At 46.1% G+C, this 18,256-nt stretch carries 11 protein-coding genes; 5 read left to right on the forward strand and 6 right to left on the reverse strand.

Translation table 11 applies throughout. The features are described 5' to 3' along the window. Positions 1 to 74: 74 nt before the first annotated feature. The 6 genes from rsgA to malT all read right to left on the reverse strand — a co-directional run bounded on the left by rsgA (position 75) and on the right by malT (position 7,222). Positions 75 to 1,151 carry a ribosome small subunit-dependent GTPase A gene (rsgA, locus tag R7Q11_RS03650; RefSeq protein WP_054728841.1) on the reverse strand — a complete coding sequence of 359 codons (1,077 nt, stop codon included), beginning with the start codon at positions 1,149 to 1,151 and terminating at the stop codon, positions 75 to 77. A gap of 276 nt (positions 1,152 to 1,427) precedes the next feature. Then, the gene (locus R7Q11_RS03655) at positions 1,428 to 1,736 is read right to left on the reverse strand and encodes a PTS transporter subunit EIIB (RefSeq protein ID WP_104980204.1); all 309 of its coding nucleotides are present in this window, start codon (positions 1,734 to 1,736) and stop codon (positions 1,428 to 1,430) included. Further along, on the reverse strand, positions 1,726 to 2,340 hold the full coding sequence (locus tag R7Q11_RS03660) for an SCO family protein (protein ID WP_225466193.1): 615 nt from the start codon (positions 2,338 to 2,340) through the stop codon (positions 1,726 to 1,728). Before R7Q11_RS03660 ends, R7Q11_RS03655 begins: the two co-directional genes overlap by 11 nt. Positions 2,341 to 2,349: 9 nt before the next feature. Further along, positions 2,350 to 2,775, reverse strand: a complete 426-nt coding sequence (locus R7Q11_RS03665; RefSeq protein ID WP_025768641.1) for a hypothetical protein — start codon at positions 2,773 to 2,775, stop codon at positions 2,350 to 2,352. 242 nt (positions 2,776 to 3,017) lie between these two features. After that, entirely contained in the window at positions 3,018 to 3,935 is a 918-nt protein-coding gene (locus tag R7Q11_RS03670) for a DUF368 domain-containing protein (protein WP_225466194.1), read from the reverse strand. Positions 3,936 to 4,513: 578 nt separating this feature from the next. Further along, complete coding sequence (gene malT, locus R7Q11_RS03675) at positions 4,514 to 7,222, reverse strand: HTH-type transcriptional regulator MalT (protein ID WP_158173265.1); 2,709 nt, start codon at positions 7,220 to 7,222, stop codon at positions 4,514 to 4,516. A 734-nt stretch (positions 7,223 to 7,956) separates the two neighbouring features. Between malT and R7Q11_RS03680 the strand changes: the two genes are divergently transcribed. From R7Q11_RS03680 to R7Q11_RS03700, 5 genes are all read left to right on the forward strand, one after another. Continuing rightward, positions 7,957 to 10,410, forward strand: a complete 2,454-nt coding sequence (locus R7Q11_RS03680) for a glycogen/starch/alpha-glucan phosphorylase (RefSeq protein ID WP_225466195.1) — start codon at positions 7,957 to 7,959, stop codon at positions 10,408 to 10,410. A gap of 117 nt (positions 10,411 to 10,527) precedes the next feature. After that, entirely contained in the window at positions 10,528 to 12,708 is a 2,181-nt protein-coding gene (gene malQ / locus R7Q11_RS03685) for a 4-alpha-glucanotransferase (RefSeq protein WP_225466196.1), read from the forward strand. Between the two features lie 283 nt (positions 12,709 to 12,991). After that, entirely contained in the window at positions 12,992 to 15,184 is a 2,193-nt protein-coding gene (glgB, locus tag R7Q11_RS03690) for a 1,4-alpha-glucan branching protein GlgB (protein WP_405531563.1), read from the forward strand. A gap of 137 nt (positions 15,185 to 15,321) precedes the next feature. Next, positions 15,322 to 15,996: a monofunctional biosynthetic peptidoglycan transglycosylase gene (gene mtgA, locus R7Q11_RS03695; protein ID WP_053303908.1), complete on the forward strand. Its 675-nt coding sequence runs from the start codon at positions 15,322 to 15,324 to the stop codon at positions 15,994 to 15,996. Positions 15,997 to 16,176: 180 nt separating this feature from the next. After that, a complete protein-coding gene (locus tag R7Q11_RS03700) occupies positions 16,177 to 18,237 on the forward strand; it encodes an alpha-amylase (protein WP_225466197.1) in 2,061 nt (686 codons plus the stop codon). Positions 18,238 to 18,256: the final 19 nt, after the last annotated feature.

An 18,256-nucleotide genomic window follows, 5' to 3' on the forward strand; every position in this document is an offset into this window, starting at 1 on the left:
ATGGTTTTTAATAAAGTTGTTAAAAAGGAGACTTTCGTCTCCTTTGATTTTATTGACAACTCAAACGCAACAAATTAATAACTTTGTTGGCGCCTGCGCTTATCACTCATGGCATTGCGAGCAAGTTTACCGAATCGTCGACTTTGTGCTCGTTGCTCTGCCAAAGTCGCGCCGTTAAAGGCTTGTTCTCGCAATAGTTTTTGATAGTTATTGAAACGACGAACCTCCAGTTTGCCATTTGCAATCGCAGTTTGAACTGCGCAGCCTGGCTCAGTTTGGTGCTTACAATTGCCAAAGCGACAACGCTGAGCGAGCGCCTCAATGTCAGAAAATGCCTCACTGACCCCCGATTCACAATCTGCTAGTTGAAGCTCGCGCATTCCCGGAGTATCAATCAAGATGCCGCCATCAGGTAATAGATGGATAGAGCGCGATGTAGTTGTATGTCGCCCTTTGCTATCGTCTTCACGAATATGCCCAGTTGCCTGTTCTTGTTGCCCGAGTAATGCATTAACAAGAGTTGATTTGCCAACGCCTGAAGAACCGATAAAAGCGAGGGTTAGTCCTTCTTTGCACCAGGTCATGAGTTTAGAAGCACTCTCTATTTCTAAGCCGTTGACTGCCTCTATAGCTAATAGAGGGTCGAGCTTCTGTACTTGGCTTTTTAGTTCATCAGTATTGTCACACAAATCGGCTTTGGAAAGCACGATGACGGGTTCGACTTCGGCTTCATGAGCCAAGGCAAGATAACGTTCAATACGACTTAAATTGAAGTCGTCGTTAAGGGAACAGACGATAAACACTGTATCCACATTGGCTGCGATGAGTTGCTCTGCCACTTTGCTGCCAGCGGCTTTGCGGCTAAAGAGGCTCAAGCGATCCAGTAAGCGAACAAATTGCTGATCTTCATTTAAGATTACCCAGTCTCCGACGGTCATGTTGGGTAAAGAATGGTGGGCATTAAGATGAACTTGCCCAGTTTCTGTTGCCAATAAATAACCACTTCGGTGGTGCGTAATCACACGAGCAAAGATAGTGTTGTCGTAATCGTCTAATGTCAGTTGTTGCTGAAAAAATGGTTTCCAACCCAATTGTTTTAGAGGGTTTGAAGTTGAAACTAATGTGTCACAAAAAGTATGTGTTTGATTCATTATTGAATTATCCCAGACGCAACAAAGCGCCTTAATACAAATCGCATTAGGGTCTAATTCGGATAGAGTTGACCCCGGTGAAGACCGGGCAGAGAAGGGGAAGTTGTGGTTATGCCACAGAGTTGGTGCTGTTAGGGTTACCCTTGCGATGCCCAGTTAGTGTTATTCAATACAATCATCTTGTGTCCTCTTCGTTGGTTAATAAATAAGTGAGTTAATTAAGCCAAAAGAGTATAGCCGCCGTTTTTTAAAGAGGGTAGCTATACTGCAAAAATATTAACTTTGTTTTGTGATGCGCTCTTCCATAATTTGCGAATACGTGTTGGCTTTTAAGCCGTATATGATTTGGACATGACGATCATCCAATATCACGACGCCATGCGCGCCATGATTTTTGAGTGCGTTCTTATCGATGACGGACGTCGCTCTGAGGGTAAGACGCAGCCGAGTCGCACATGCACCAGTTTCTATCAGGTTCTCTATGCCCCCAATGGCGTCAATGATCGTATCGACGTCTTGTTCGACATTGGGGTTGGTATGAGTTAGGAAATTGAAAAATTGCTTCAGCACTGACTTAACCGTCATTTGAAGAGCCTTCGGTCGTTAGTTTTGAAATGGCTTCAACAATCGGTGCCGGCGAGAGCGTATGCGGTACTTTAGTGATTAACGTGCCATCCGGCTTCAAGAAGTAAAAGTAAGAGCTATGATCCAGCGTGTACTTTAGTTCCGAGCCTTCCAATTCTGTCTTACGGAAAATGACACCATAGTTGTGTGCCAAAGATGTCGTTACATCAAGTGGTGCCGATAGGCCTTCAATCATTGGATGGAAGTAATGGGCATATTTTGCTGATGCATCGGCCTCATCACGCTCTGGGTCTAAAGAAATGAACATCGGGCGTAGTTGTGCTTTTTGCGCGTCGTCAATTTGATTCAGTGCTCCTGCCAGCATTGCAAGAGAAGTTGGGCAAACGTCTGGGCAGCGAGTAAAGCCAAAATAGACGACTCGGATGCGAGGGTCATTCACATCGAAGATATTGACGGCTTGGTTATTTTCCCCAAACAATACCGTTTGTTGAGAGGTGGAACTGTCCACTTGCTCTGGCTTCGTTTTCTGATTATCTAAATAGCTCTTTACGCCAAATCCGAGTGCGAAAGCAGCTACGAGAAATAGGGACCAATTGCGGCTCATAACGATTCCTTATCTTTGCATTTTTATAGCAGGGTAAACGGTATTCTCTCCATCACTGAGTTCACCAACCCAAGTCATTGCATCCTCCGTGCAAACCGGGAGAATGATGTCACCTTGATATTGGCCAGGAGCGATTTGCTTCAGTAAAAACTTAGGCTCACCCATCTCCATTTCTCTTCCTGAAAGACTTAGGATGAGTTGCTTAGCATCGCTTGTATGCCACTCAACATTTAGAGTGGTAGGAACCAAGGGTTGAGCAGTTTCTGAGTTTAGCGTCATCGTAACATTTTCTTGGACGCAAGAGGTTGTAGAGAGAAAGCAGTATTCATCTATTGACTTGCTTTGAGTGGAAGAAGAAAAGCTTTTTATTAGAGTCGGGGCATAAAATCCCGCAACTAATGCGGCTGAAACAGCGGCGATTTGTAACAGTTTCATTAAGGTTCAGCATTTATCACTTAACATTACGAGCATCGTAGCACAGATGCGCCGCTCGCCAACTCGTGACCTCAGTAAATTGTGCGTTATACCTCGGTGACCAGCTTCCTAGTAACGCGACGGACTTTATTGCATCAAATACAGCAGAGTTTTCAATTGAGATGTTTTGCCCTTAGCCAATAGATAAAACGGAGCCAATTGACTCCGTTTTTATTTGGTTCAGTATGTGTTTGATACCAAAGTTATTTATCTGAATCTGCGAATTTCTCTAGACCCAAAACCAGAGCAATGGCTGCAAGCATCATCACGACAGCAAGTACTAACTGAGAAGGTTGTGATGTCACGTGTTCAAATTCAAATGGTGATAGGTTGTGCTGTAGCAATGGCACTTGTTCGCCCTTCGAATTGGTGCGCCAAGTGATGGTTTCTTTCCATGGCCAAATCTTTGGCAACGTACCAATCATTAATCCAGTCAAAAACATCAGGGTGAAATCACGGAACTTGCGTAGTAACCACGACAATAAGTGAGAGAAGGACAGTAAACCGATCACGCAGCCAGACAAAAATAGCGCTAATGTATCGACTTGAAAACCTTTCACTGCGGCTAATACAGGAGCATACATGCCAATCAGCAGCAAAATAAAACTGCCAGAGATACCCGGCAAGATCATCGCACAAATCGCGATAGCTCCAGCGAATAAGGTGTTAATGGCCGTTGGTTCCATGTGTAAAGGTTTGAGCACAGTAATACTATAAGCAAACCCGACACCAACGAGCAGAATGACAAAGCGGACAAGATCGCGTTGCTCAACCTGACGAATAATGTGATACACAGAGACCAAAATCAGGCCAAAGAAAAATGACCAAAGTGGGATCGGGTGTGTGTCAAGAAGCCAAGTAATCAACTTTGCTAGCGTTGCAATACTGGTGAAAATGCCGGCAAACAGAGCGATAAGGAAGAATCCGTTGATGTGATTAAACGCGGCTTTAACCCCTTCTTTTCGCCAGACAGAGAAAAGTGAGGGGTTAATGCGTCGAATGCTTTCAAGCAGCGTATCGTAAATACCAGTGATAAACGCGATGGTGCCGCCAGATACACCAGGTACAACATCTGCTGCACCCATGGCGATTCCCTTGAAGAAAGTAATTAAGTAGTTCATTGCTCTAATGCTAAGTCGTTTCGATGGCAGAGAGTATACAAACATTGCGATGAAAAAAGTATGAAATAGTGCTGTAACTACTTGGTTTTATATCCAATCTATTGCCTATCTTTATTACCCGCCAAAAGACAATGCCGCCGTAACGAGCTTTTAATGCTTGGTTTACATTTTTGAGATGATTAACTCTACTATCAATTATCAATCTTGGTTGCATTATGCAATTGCAATTTGCATTATCAAATTGCATTTTGATAATTTGCGCGTGAATAAATCCAGCTTATATGAGATCTTGTGCCCAAAAATAAGTCTTTGTATTTTGGCATGATTAATGCATAATACTGCTCGACCCTTCTTAAGCCGAGGGTCACCTAGCCAACTGACGTTGTTAGTGAATACAATTTGTTCACACTAAATATAAGCCAATCGCGATTATTGCGGTTGGCTATTTTTTTATATGAACAACGTTACTTACGTGCTTTGCAAATTGCACTTCTCTTCCTGTCAGTCATAAAAAAGGGCTGACGTGTTACGCCAACCCTTGTGTTTTACTTTACGTTTTAACCCGTTTATCTAGCAGTTCAGTATCCCATTAACTGTAGCAAATTTTCAGCTGTCACAATGGCTTCTTTACGATTAGCAATATTAAGCTTTTGGTACAGGTTGCGAATGTGGGTTTTAATTGTCGTACCTGCCACATCCAGCTCTTGTGCGATTTGCTCGTTACTAAAGCCTGAATAAATCAGTCCCAGAACCTGCCATTCGCGTTGTGTTAATGGGCTGGTACGTACTAGCTCTGGCACATTAGGGTGATTCACCAACTTTTCAATAAAGTCTTCATCAAAGTGAATCGACCGGCTACGTTGATTCGATGAAATGTCCTTCATTAACTGTTGAGCACGGTGACGCTCAAGATCGCCCAGTTCATGGCGGAGGCTCAACTTCTCCAGCAGACCGCCAATGGTTGCACCATCAATCAGGAAGTTTCCGACCATGCCAGTTTGGTTCGTCATTACTAATGCTTCTTTTAACAGAGCCTTGGCTTGCTCCTCATCTTTTTGGCGAGCAGAAAGGACCGCTTCAACCACTAAGTTGCGATTAGTATCTGTGATTAGGTTAGTGCGACGAGCTTCACCTTGGAGGAAATCTAACGCAGCACGAGCGTCGGTATATTGGCCTAAGTTAATGTGGGCGCGGGCAATGTTACGCCATTGCAATTGAGAAAAGTGGTTGCATGCCGATTCAGGACGAACCGCAGTGTTGAGCCATTCTTGCATTGCATCGGTATTCCCGCGCGCTTGCCAAAATAGAATCAACGATAGTGAAGCGTTTGCAGTCCAATCTACATGGTAAGTCGACTGTTTCATCAAGTGTTGGATGTGCTCAATGAATTTACCGGCTTTGTCTAATTCACCGCGTCCAATCGCAATACGCGCCAACATCGAATAGCTATGTAAGTGCTTGCTTGGTGAATGGTTTTCGAGAATTTGCAGACCTTTGTACGCGCATTCTTCCGCTTCATCAAGTCGGTTCCAGCACCAAAGTACTTGCGCGCGAATACGCAGCAAAAATTCATGAAGAGGAACATGCTGAAGCTGCTGATCTTCAATCAGACGGAATGCGGAATCTTGTAGTTCAAAGGCAGCTTGCACGTAACCTTGTGCAATTAAAATCTCGCTTTGCTGCAATATTGCCCATAACGCTTGGTGATATACCTGATACTGACGAGCTAGCTTTTCAGTTTGTTGCATCATCGGCAAAGCACGGTCTAGTTTACCTAGCACGTGGTTAACTTCACCAACAACCGAAGTCGCCACAATTCGGCTACGGTAAATAGTGTTATCAAGTTGGCTAAGCGCTAGCTCCGCTAATTCGAGAGCTTTTTCTGGTTGGTTACTGTTGATAGCCACTTGAGCAAGCAACGCGTTTGCTTGACCTTGATAATGAATATCTAACGCAATGTTACGCTTTTTGTGTTCCTCTTCCGCTTCTTCAAGCAGGTGGCCCACTTGGTTATAACGATGCTGACTTTGAGCCAACCATGCTCGGAGCATCGTAAGTTTTGGGTGGCTGAACAACAGATCATCGTCCAACTTGTTAATTGAGCTTTCCAGTGTGCTGAGTTCGCCTTGGTTAAACATCTTCCAGCCGTATTCGTTTAGGATCTCTACCACTAAGTCCTTATCATTCGATTTTTGTGCATGATGAATCGCTTGGTGTGGTGCTTTTTGTTGTAACCAAGCGATAGCAGCATTGCGGTGGAGATCTTTTTCTTGCTGAGGAATACGAGCTTGGCGCTCATGAGACAAAAACTCGCCAAATAAGTTATGGAACCGGAACCAGTTCTGTTCCCCTTCGAGCGGATAAATGAATAAGCCGTAACGGTTAAGCGATTCAATCATTCCCAGTGCATCTTCGCGTTGGGTAAGGGCAAACACTAGCTCATCATTGAAGTGGTCAAGCACGGATACTTGCATTAAAAAGTGACGAGTTTCGTGATCGAGTAAGTCAAACACTTCTTCGACCAAGTAATCCCACAAGTGCGCGTGATTGAACTGCGATACCGACTCTACAGTTTGTGCCAATGTGCGGTTTTGATGTTGGGCTTGTAATGCGATCAACTGCATCGCCGATGGCCAACCTTCAACATAGGTTCTGAGGCTGTTTGCCATGTCTTCGTCGATGCCATCGGCAATACGCTGATTAAAGAAGCGAGTCGTTTCTTCGGTATCGAACGCCAACATCTCGTTGCCGATTTCGATCATTAAATCACGAACACGTAAGTTTGCAGTGCCCAGAGGCGGCGCTGCACGACTGGTTACCACAACGGTGAGGTTGTCTGGCATGTGCTTTAAGAAGAAACGCATGGATTCATGGATTTCATCATTCGTGATTAAATGGTAGTCATCAAGTACCACGTAGCACTCTTGATGAAAGTCAGCCATTTCAGCGAATACTTCGCTAAATAGGGAGCGTAAAGACGAGATCTGACGTTTTTCCGCCAGTTTTTGTGCGTTAGCGCAACTGAAGTTGGTGGCTTTGTTTAATGCTTGAAGCAGATAGTTTACAAAGCGAAAGCCGTCGTTATCGCTGTCATCAATGCTGTACCAACCGACGTTTGGCTTATCGGATAGCCACTGCGCTGCCATTGTTGTTTTTCCGTAACCTGCTGGGGATCGGAATAAAACCAATTTGTAGTAAGGCGCTTGCTGTAGTAAGTCCAACACTCGTGGGCGCACGATGGCATTGTGCAGGCGTCCTGGTCGAGTAAGCTTAGATGGAATCCACATTAGTAGTTATGTCCTTATTTATGTATACCCAAATGACAGCAACGTGATCATTCTAGTAAAGCCCCCTTGAAAGCCGTCTTACTGAATGATGCCATCAGCATCAAAAACACTGTTTGAATACCGGATAATGTCGCTACTATTGGGGCTTGCGTCCGTCTGAAAAACCATTCCATACGGTCACTTAAATATAAAAGCTAGCGAAAACTAGAAATAACTCACATCGCCTAATTCTAGTTTGTATAAAAAGCGTACAATCCTGTGAGCTGAGAGGGATGTTACGACATCAGAAATGTTCGTTACTTTGATCCACTTCCTAATTCTCAAGGGTTGATGGATTTACCATCAACTACGCCCTTTATTTGTGATTGTCGTCACTTAAATATCGTTTGTTTCGTTAGCGTTAAGATCGCGTTGCACATAGATTACGAAAAGTTCTTCTACGCTGACCGAGTTAATGTGACCGATATTACAATTTTCACATCATCAGATGAGTGGACTATAAAAAGCGTCATGAACGGGTTTTAACCTTTCTCACATTCCATTGTGATCAAAATCACTAAGAACTGGTGCAAAGTTCACTTTGTTGAGATTTGGATCACTAACCTAGCAATGGTACCCCCTCTACGCCCTCAGCCCTCCTCCTTCAAAGGATGAGAATTAGGAGGATGTTTATTCACAGAGGTAAATGCACGATGTATGGCAGATGAATTACCAAAAGACGTGAGAATTTCGTAATGAAACCTACTCAACAAAAACAATTTGACAAGAAGTCGTTCCAAGAAAGCGTAAAGAAACACCTATCTGTAACTTACGCTCATACGATTGAAAACGCAGACAGCCGCGCATGGTACCTAGCAATGGGGCATGCTCTGGCTGAATTTACTACTCTAGATTTGCTTGCGACAGAAGAAGATCCACGCATTAAAAGTGCGAAGAGCGTTAACTACCTTTCGCTAGAATTCCTTATCGGTCGTTTGACGGGTAACAACCTAATCAGCATGGGTCTGTATGAACAAGTAACAGAAGCAATGGCTGAACTGGGTTACAACCTAACTGATCTGCTAGAAGAAGAGCGCGACCCATCATTGGGTAACGGTGGCCTTGGTCGTCTGGCTGCGTGTTTCATGGATTCATGTGCGGCACAAGAATTCCCAACTGTCGGCTATGGTTTACATTACGAATACGGTCTATTTAAACAGTCATTCAAAGATGGTCGCCAGCAAGAAGCACCTGACGCATGGCGCGGTGTAGAAGGCTACCCTTGGGAAATTGCGCGTCCAGAACTTGCGCAAGAGATCGGTTTCTACGGTCACGTTGAAGTGATTAACGAGAACGGTAAAGAAGTCCGCAAATGGGTACCAGGCATGACAGTAAGAGCAATGCCTTGGGATCTTCCAATTGTGGGTTATGAATCAGACACGGTTTACCCGCTACGTCTTTGGGAATGTCAGGCGATTGCACCATTCTCACTAGCAAGCTTTAACAATGGTGATTACTTCGAAGCTCAGCACGCACTGATCGACGCAGGTAACATCACTAAAGTGCTTTACCCGAACGACAACCACGAGAAAGGTAAAACACTGCGTCTAATGCAGCAGTACTTCCACTCAGCAGCGTCTGTACGTGACATCCTACGTCGCCACGAAGCTGCGGGCTACTCGCTAGCGGATCTACCTAAGCAAGAGACTATCCAGCTTAACGATACGCACCCAACGATTGCGATTCCTGAACTAATGCGCATCCTGATGGATGAAAAAGGTTTAGCTTGGGAAGCGGCTTGGGAAATCAGCTCTAAGACATTTGCGTACACCAACCACACGCTACTTCCAGAAGCACTAGAGACATGGCCAGAGTCGCTAATCCAGCACCTGCTACCACGTCACATGGAGATCATTTACGAGATCAACCACCGCTTCCTACAAGACGTACGTGCAATGTGGCCGGGTGATGTCGCGAAGCAACAGAAGCTTTCTATCATCGAAGAAGGTTTCCACCGCATGGTTCGCATGGCAAACCTATGTGTAATCGGCTCTTACGCAGTAAACGGTGTAGCAGCACTTCACTCTGAATTGGTTAAGAAAGACCTATTCCCAGAGTTCCACGAAATGTACCCGACACGTCTACACAACGTAACGAACGGTATTACGCCACGTCGCTGGTTGAAGTTCTGTAACCCAGGTCTGTCTCAGCTTATCACTGAGAAAGTCGGTCCAGAATGGCCAGCGAAACTAGAGCAACTTGAAGGTATTGCGAAGTACGCTACTGACGCGACATTCCAAAAAGAATTCATGGCAGTGAAGAAAGAGAACAAAGAACGCCTAGCAACTTGGGTGAAAGAGAACATGGGTATCGAGCTCGATACTAATGCAATCTTCGATGTTCAAATCAAGCGTCTGCACGAGTACAAACGTCAGCATCTAGACTTGCTACACGTACTGTCTCTGTACCACCGTATTCTTAATGAACCAGGTTTTGAGTGTACGCCACGCGTTGTGTTCTTCGCAGCAAAAGCAGCACCGGGTTACCACCTAGCGAAAGAAATCATCTTCGCAATCAACAAGATTGCAGACAAGGTGAACAACGATCCTCGCATCGGTAACAAGCTGAAAGTGGTATTCATCCCTGACTACCGCGTGAGCATGGCTGAAATCATTATCCCTGCGGCTGACGTTTCTCAACAAATCTCGCTAGCGGGTAAAGAAGCATCAGGTACAGGTAACATGAAGATGGCGCTAAACGGTGCGCTAACTATCGGTACAATGGATGGTGCAAACGTTGAGATTCGTGAGGAAGTAGGCGATGAGAACATCTACATCTTCGGTCTAGATGTTGAAGGTGTGAAAGCGCTGAAAGCTCAAGGTTACAACCCATTTGATTACTACAATGCGGATCACTTACTCAAAGCGTCAATGGACTTGCTATTGGGTGAAGAGTTCACACCAGACCAACCGGGCTTACTGCGTGCCACATACGACAGCCTGCTAGACGGTGGTGACCCATACTTATGTCTCGCGGATTTCGCCTCTTACGTGAAAGCACACGAAGACATGAGCGAACAATATAAAGATCAAGCTGGCTGGGCGAAGAAGGCCATTCTTAATACCGCCCTTGTTGGCAAGTTCACGTCAGACCGCTCAATCCGCGACTACGTGAACAATATCTGGAAGCTTGAAGCGGTGAAACGCTAATAGAACCTAGTTAAGACCAAGGTAGCCAAGCGCTACCTTTGGTCATTTTCCAAAAGAAGTTATTGATAACAATAAAACCCTACATGGAAGGTGTTGGTATTACCTTCGGAGAAAGCGATGAAAGAACAAACAGCATTAAAGAAAGTCGCGGAAATGGCGAGATTGGCTGATAGCTATGTCAGTGCTTGGGGAGATGAGGCTAAAGTGTCTGAGGAGACGCTACGCCGCTTGCTCGCTTCGCTTGGCTACGATACTAGCAGTGATGAAAAACTACTGGCTTCTGCTGAAAAGAAACATAAAAAAGACGTACTAGCCCCTATTCTTGTTTTACGCGACGGCGAACCAGTCGAAGTGGAACTAAACCTAGGTACGAGTGCTCGTGAGAGTGAATTCAGCTGGCGTTTAGAAACAGAACAAGGAGAGGTACTTGAAGGCTATCTTCAGTCCCAAATTGTTCGTGATGAGCGTGCTGAGGGTGGCCCTCTAGTGTTTGCATTGCCAAAGAACTTGGCTTGGGGTTATCACAAACTGATCATCAGTCGTAAGCGTCGTAAAACACCTTACGAGATGTCATTGATCATTACGCCGAAAGCGTGTTTCAAACAAGACGATCTAAACCAACACAAAAAGCTATGGGGTCCTAGTATCCAGCTTTACACACTGCGTACTCAGCATAACTGGGGCATCGGTGATTTTGGTGACCTAAAACAACTGGTGAGTGATATTGCCTCTCGTGGCGGTGACTTCATTGGCTTGAACCCGATTCACTCGCTGTTCCCTGCGAATCCAGAAGGGGCAAGCCCATACAGCCCGTCTTCTCGTCGCTGGCTGAACATCATGTACATCGACGTAAGCTCTGTACCTGAGTTCGCGCTTAGTGCAGAAGCACAACAGCGAGTGGGTAGCGCAGAGTTCCAACAACGTCTACAAAAAGCGCGAGACTCTCATTGGGTGAATTACACCGAAGTTTCGCAACTAAAAATGAGCGTTCTTCCGCTGCTATTCAGTGAGTTTAAAGCTCGCCATTTAGACAAGAACACCGATCGCGCTCGTGCCTTCTTGGACTTTGTTGAAAAAGGCGGCGACAGCTTGCTACATCAAGCTGCATTCGATGCACTTCATGCTGATTTACATGCAGAAGATGCAAACATGTGGGGCTGGCCAGTATTCCCTGAGAAATACCGCACATTCGACGCAGCTGGTACTCAGAAGTACATTAAGGACAACCAAGATCGTGTTCACTTGTACATGTACCTGCAATGGATCGCAGACGATCAAATCAAAGAAGCGCAAGCGCTAGCCGAAGAAAAAGGCATGGCTGTGGGTTTGTACCGTGACCTTGCGGTTGGTGTTGCAGATTCAGGCAGCGAAACATGGGCTGACGAAGGCGCGCTAGTATTGGATGCAAGCATCGGTGCGCCACCAGATGTACTTGGTCCACTAGGCCAAAACTGGGGTCTGCCTCCGCTTAACCCTCAGGTTTTAGAAGCGACTGGCTACGACGCTTACATCAAATTGCTACGTGCTAACATGAAGCATTGTGGTGCATTGCGTATCGACCACGTACTTGGCCTGCTTCGCCTTTGGTGGATTCCAAAAGGCGAGAAAGCGACAGAAGGCGCATACCTGTACTACCCAGTTGAAGACATGCTAGCAATCCTAGCGTTGGAATCTCACCGTCATCAGTGTTCTGTAATCGGTGAAGACTTGGGTACTGTACCTGATGAAATCGTTGATATCCTTCGTGATGCGGGTGTGCATTCGTACAAAGTCTTCTTCTTCGAAACATCAAAAGACGACGGCGGTTTTATTTCTCCGAAGCACTACGCTGAGCAGTCTATGGCTGCGCTGTGTACGCACGATATGCCAACACTACGCGGTTTCTGGCACTGTGATGACTTGAAGATGGGGCGTGAGATTGGTCTGTACCCTGATGAGCAGCAGTTGGAAGGCCTATTCGCTGACCGCTTGAAGTGCAAACAAGGCATTCTAGACAGTGTTCGCTGGCATGGCTATCTGCCAGAAGGCATTGGTCATGATGCTCAGTACGTGCCAATGGATTCATACCTAAGCGAAGCGCTGCAACTGCACGTAGCCGCGGGTGACTCTGCACTGCTTAGCGTTCAGCTTGAAGACTGGCTAGAAATGGATCAACCTGTCAATATTCCTGGTACGGTGGATGAGTATCCAAACTGGCGTCGTAAATTGTCGATGAACCTAGATGAAATCTTCAGCCGTGAAGATGTGAATCGTATTTCTAAACGCCTTACTGAAGTTCGCGCACAGGCGAGTAAGTAAGATGCCTAGAGTGGCGTAGATGGACGAGCTGATTACCAATTTTGTTAGCTCAGAGGTACGAAAGTTCCGTCTAGGTCACTCATTCCTAAAACACAATCCGTTAGGATGAAGTACCGTTATTATGCCCGCGACAATAGCGGGCATTTTTGTATTTTGACGCCGTTTACGCAACGAACGTGAGAAGCGGAGTCTTTTTGTGAGTTCACAACGTTGGCTGTGGAGAAACCGATGTTTGATTCAGATCTCTGGTCTTGAAAAGGATGTTGGCTCTAGGGAGAAAGATTTGAAAACCACCAAAACCAAGAAAATAAAGAAACAACACGAACGCGCATACGAACTGCTTGCTGAGGCGGCTTACTCAGATCCATTTGCGGCGCTGGGTCCATTCATTGACGACGAAGCTTTGCTGAGAGTTTGGATGCCGGGCGCAAACAAGGTTGAACTGCTTGTTAATGGTGAACCTCGCGTGGCGCTTGAGCGTGATGGCGACAGCGGTTTCATCTTAAAAGAACAACGCGATTTACACCTGACCCACTACCGTTTAGCGGTCGATTGGAATGGTGTTGAACAAATTATTGATGACCCGTACCAGTACCACAATATCTACCAAGAGTACGAGCATCTGCATACGCCAAAAGACATGTATCACTACATGGGCGCACACTTTGTCACGCTAGAACGTGGCGGTGAAAACATTTCCGGTGTTCGTTTCCTTGTCTACGCTCCGCATGCATCGGCTGTTAGCCTTGTCGGTTGCTTCAACCAATGGGATGGTCGTCGTCACCCAATGCAACGTTTAGATTATGGCATTTGGGGTTTGTTCATTCCTGGCTTAGAAGAAGGCGTTCAGTACAAATTTGAGCTCAAAGGGCCAAATGGGGAAGGGCTGCCACACAAACAAGACCCTTGGTGTTTCTACTCTGAGCAATACCCATCGTTCGCATCCATTACTTACGATCACAGGCGTTACCAATGGCAAGATGCGAAATGGCAAAACCGCGCAGTGACACAAAAGCGTGATGAAGCGTTATCGTTTTACGAGCTGCATGCTGGATCATGGAAGCGCGACGAGAACGGTGATTTCCTCAACTACCGCGAACTCGCGGAGCAGTTGGTGCCATACCTTGTGGATATGGGCTACACCCACGTTGAGCTGATGCCTGTGTCTGAGCATCCATTCTATGGTTCATGGGGCTATCAACCCGTTGGCTTATTTGCGCCAACTAGCCGTTACGGCTCTCCGGATGATTTCAAATTCTTCGTGGATGCGTGTCACCAAGCTGGTATCGGTGTGGTGCTGGATTGGGTTCCGGCGCATTTCCCATCGGATGACCATGGTTTAGCTAACTTTGATGGTACGCCTCTGTTCCATGATCCAGATCCTCGTCGCGGTTGGCACCAAGATTGGAACTCCTACATTTACGATTTAGGCCGTGAACATGTACGTCGCTTCCTTGTCTCGAATGCGCTGTACTGGTTTGAACAATTCCATATTGATGGCATTCGTGTCGATGCTGTTGCGTCGATGCTCTATCTCGATTATTCACGTAGCCACGATCAGTGGGTCCCGAACGTTGATGGTGGCAACGAAAACTACGACGCAATCGCAACCTTAAAATGGATGAACGAAGAAGTGTACAAGCACTTCCCGAATGCGATGACGATTGCGGAAGAGTCAACGGCGTTTCCGGGGGTGTCTGCGCCAACCTTTATGGGTGGTTTAGGTTTTGGCTTCAAGTGGAATATGGGGTGGATGCACGACAGTCTTTCATACATCAAAGAAGATCCTGTTCACCGCAAATACCACCACAATACCATCACCTTCCCGCTGGTTTATGCGCACAGCGAGAACTACGTCTTGTCTCTCTCTCACGATGAGGTGGTGTACGGCAAAGGCTCTATCCATAACAAGATGCCGGGTGATGAATGGCAGCAAACCGCAAACCTACGAGCATACTACGGTTATATGTATGGTCAACCGGGCAAAAAGCTGAACTTTATGGGCGCGGAAATTGGCCAAACGGCGGAGTGGAACCACGATGATCAGTTGCAATGGTTCTTGCTGGAATATGAGCGTCATCAAGGCGTGCAAAAGCTGATGCGCGATTTGAACCACTTGTACCGAAATGAAGCGGCGATGCACGATCAAGATTGTGTCCCTGCGGGTTTTGAGTGGCGTCTACAAGACGAAGCGGATGCGAGTATCCTAGCGCACGAGCGTATCAGTCAAGAAGGTGAGCGTATTCTCATCATCACTAACTTTACGCCCGTACCACACGAGCGTTTTCGTTTAGGCGTTCCAAATGTAGGTCAATACGAACTACTGCTGAACACGGACGACAGCAAATACGGCGGCAGCGATTTTAAAGTGCTAACCAGTGTGAAAACGGAAAAAGTCGAAAGTGAATCACTGCCTCAATCACTTGAGCTTCGTTTACCACCACTTTCAACCGTGTTCTACAAGCTGCACAAATAATTTAGTCTAATCAAATTCTAAGCCCGTTTTACATTGTAAATCGGGCTTTTTTTTAACCAAGTTTTCACTAACGATAAACAGACTGCATACTCTATACTTGCATCATATTGTTTTATGAAATCAGGCTAGGTCGGACTTTGAGAAAGATTAAATCCCTTCTGTTCAATATCTTATTGGTGCTTTTGCTTTTACCAGTGATGCTCGTTGGCATAGTGAAATACATCGATCCACCAATTTGGGGATGGAAGATCAGCCGCATAATTTCTCCTCCTGAAGGATTTCCTGAAGAGAGTCAAAATGAATGGGTGCCTTTGAGTGATATTTCTAAACACATTCAACTGGCCGTGATTGCGACAGAAGATCAAAAGTTCCCGACCCATTACGGAGTGGATTTTGATTCCTTGTTTAAAGTGATCTCAGAGTCTGGCGAGAACGGTCCCTCTCGCGGTGCGAGCACGATTACTCAGCAAACTGCAAAGAACGTGTTTCTGTTTCCTTCACACTCTTATGTGCGCAAAGCGTATGAGCTTTATTTTGCTCTGCTGATGGAAGCAATGTGGAGTAAAAAACGCATTCTTGAAGTGTATTTGAATGTGGTGGAGTTTGGTCCAGGTATTTATGGCGCGGAAGCCGCTGCGCAAAACTACTTTGGTATTCCTGCTAAACAACTTTCAACACGCCAAGCAGCAAGGCTTGCGGTGGTGCTGCCAAATCCGTATCGCATCAAAGTTTACCCTCAGACTTCTTACACCATCAGCCGCGTCAATTGGGCGATGAGACAAATGCGTAACCTTGGTAGCGTTCAGCTTTAAACTCCTTTTTACCCTGCTCATAAGTAGAACTACGCCCCCATAAAAGCAAAATGTGAAGCGTCACAAGCTTTAGGGCGTAGCTTTTCAGAATGATGTGCTCAGTTTTTCATCCATTTACTATTAGTGTGAATAAAACTACAACACGAATACTGCGCCTATGCGCAACCAATGGACTGAACGATGAAACTGAATCTGATTACGACGACCTTATTGCTTGCATCGGCAAGTGCCATCGCCGAGCCAAACATCACCATTTCTACCACGACCAACAGCCGTGACTTTCCTTTAAGTGCAGAGCAACCTTTGGTTGTGCCCTTAACCAAAGACGGATACACGCTCAAAATCACGGGTGTTGAAGGCGACTGTGTCGCGCCTGATGGTCAGAAGGTCAAATTCAACAAACCTATCGCGCTGAACTGCGGAAAACCAACAGAACTGCCGTTAAAAATCCGTTTTACTGGCGATTACTCTTTTGCTTTTGATGCGGAAGCCAAAACTCTACGCTTCAAGCGTGAACCTAAGAAAGCTGCCAAGACAGAATTCAAACGCCCAATCCCACAAGTGCAATGTGAGGTTTACCAAGGCGGCGAAGTCACCATCGCGCTGGGTGACAGTTTCCCCGATGGCACCAAGTTGCGTGATGCCTATTCTGGTCAAATGGTCGAAGTAAAAGATCAGCAAGTATCGCTGACACCAAGCAAAGATTCCGGCGGTTTGGTGCTACTAGAGCCAGTGAAGAAAACCAAAGAAGCAGTACCGTTTGATTACCGTAATGCCAACATTTACTTCGTGATGGTCGACCGTTTTAACAATGCCGATACCAGCAATGATAACAGCTATGGGCGCAAGAAAGACGGCAAAGAAGAGATTGGTACCTTCCACGGTGGTGACCTAAAAGGCGTGATCGAAAAGCTAGATTACATCAAGAGCCTAGGTACAGATGCAATTTGGCTGTCGCCAATCGTTGAGCAAGTACACGGTTTTGTGGGTGGCGGCGATAGCGGCTCATTCCCATTCTACGCTTACCACGGTTACTGGACGCGTGATTTCACCAAGATTGATGAGAACTTCGGTAACGAAGATGACCTGAAAAAGCTGGTGGAAGAGGCACACAAACGTGACCTTAAAGTATTGATGGACGCAGTAATCAACCACACCGGTTACTCAACGTTAGCCGATTTGCAATTTGATGGTATTGAGGTGTTAAAACCAAACGCTGAACTACCTAAGAAGTGGGGGGATTGGCAACCAAAAGCGGGTGAAAATTGGCATAGCTACCACCAGAATATTGATTACCAGAGTCCAAACTGGGCGAAATGGTGGGGCGGTGACTGGGTAAGAACAGGTCTACCGGGATACCCAGCTCCGGGCAGCAGTGATATTACCATGTCATTGGCGGGTTTGCCTGACTTTATCACTGAATCAGACAAAGCCGTGAAGCCAGCTCAATGGCTATTGGATAACCCTGGCACTCGCGTTGAGGCGCGTGATAATTACACCGTCTCGGACTACCTAATTGAGTGGCAAACTGATTGGGTGAAACGCTTTGGTATTGATGGTTACCGTGTCGACACGGTGAAGCACGTTGAAGGCGATGTGTGGAAACGCTTGAAAGAAGAGGCATCAAGCAGCCTTGAGCAGTGGCGTAAAGAGAACGGTAAGTCAGGTCAGCCATTCTGGATGATAGGTGAAGTATGGGGACATACCGCTTATCGCAGCCCTTACTTTGACGATGGCTTTGATGCGTTGATTAACTTCGACATGCAGAAGAAATTAGATAAAGGCGCGGCGTGTTTCAGCCAAATGGCAGACACTTACCAAAGCTATGCGGACACTATCGCCAATGAGAAAGACTTTAACCCTGTGAGCTACATGTCTTCTCACGATACCGAGCTGTTCTTCTCTCGCTTCAAAGATTACGGTATGCAGCGTAACGCCGCGAATGCACTGCTTCTGAGTCCTGGTGCTGTTCAGGTTTATTATGGTGATGAAGTTGGTCGTAACATTGGTCCTTACGCGGACGATTTCCACCAAGGCACTCGTTCTGACATGGTATGGAAGCTATCTGATGAGAAGCAAGCGCTGCTCAAACACTGGCAAACTCTTGGTCAGTTCCGTAAAGCGCACCCAGCGATTGGTGCGGGTCAGTATCAAGTAATTGAACAAGAAGGCGCGTACGTGTTCTCTCGCTCGCTTGGCAATGACAAAGTCGTTGTGGCGTTTGTGGGTCGCGACAAGTAGTTAGAACTTCGTTTTAAGC

The organism is Vibrio sp. 970 (assembly GCF_033339075.1).

Excerpts from the sequence above, each read along its gene's own strand:
- rsgA (WP_054728841.1), bottom strand. The coding sequence starts at position 1,151 with ATGAATCAAACACATACTTTTTGTGACACATTAGTTTCAACTTCAAAC.
- R7Q11_RS03655 (WP_104980204.1), bottom strand. The coding sequence starts at position 1,736 with ATGACGGTTAAGTCAGTGCTGAAGCAATTTTTCAATTTCCTAACTCAT.
- R7Q11_RS03660 (WP_225466193.1), bottom strand. The coding sequence starts at position 2,340 with ATGAGCCGCAATTGGTCCCTATTTCTCGTAGCTGCTTTCGCACTCGGA.
- R7Q11_RS03665 (WP_025768641.1), bottom strand. The coding sequence starts at position 2,775 with ATGAAACTGTTACAAATCGCCGCTGTTTCAGCCGCATTAGTTGCGGGA.
- R7Q11_RS03670 (WP_225466194.1), bottom strand. The coding sequence starts at position 3,935 with ATGAACTACTTAATTACTTTCTTCAAGGGAATCGCCATGGGTGCAGCA.
- malT (WP_158173265.1), bottom strand. The coding sequence starts at position 7,222 with ATGTGGATTCCATCTAAGCTTACTCGACCAGGACGCCTGCACAATGCC.
- R7Q11_RS03680 (WP_225466195.1), top strand. The coding sequence starts at position 7,957 with ATGAAACCTACTCAACAAAAACAATTTGACAAGAAGTCGTTCCAAGAA.
- malQ (WP_225466196.1), top strand. The coding sequence starts at position 10,528 with ATGAAAGAACAAACAGCATTAAAGAAAGTCGCGGAAATGGCGAGATTG.
- R7Q11_RS03700 (WP_225466197.1), top strand. The coding sequence starts at position 16,177 with ATGAAACTGAATCTGATTACGACGACCTTATTGCTTGCATCGGCAAGT.